The sequence below is a fragment of the Shewanella sp. 1180_01 genome, assembly GCF_052850535.1.
Window position 1 is genome coordinate 1 of the sequence record NZ_VXCT01000209.1, and the last position, 321, is coordinate 321.

Here is a 321-nt window from a genome sequence, read left to right on the forward strand (position 1 = left end):
TCGCGTATTTGATGAGCGCATTCAAACCGCTAAAACCTTGATTGATGATTGCATTAAAAGCTGGAGTGGTGGCGCGGATACCCGCCTGATGGCGATGGTTGAGCATGCCTTTCGGGTAAACCAGCAAGGCCGAATCGACGTTAACCAAGTGCTCAGTCTGCGTCAGCTTGATATTGACGATGCCAACTGGAAACGGGCCATGGACGCTATAGCCGACGCGATTCAAATCACAGGCACTAGCCAGTACTTGCGCTTATATGAGCGTCAGCCTAATGGCAAATACACCCAACTACCACTGGATATCAGCACCCTTTAGGGTGA

General features: G+C 50.5%; 1 protein-coding gene. It reads left to right on the top strand.

Features of this window, described 5'->3' with window-relative positions:
- Window positions 1-316 (top strand): DUF3164 family protein (locus FW758_RS24890; RefSeq protein WP_446446857.1); only part of this gene is annotated, 316 nt, incomplete at its 5' end.
- Window positions 317-321 lie beyond the last annotated feature (5 nt).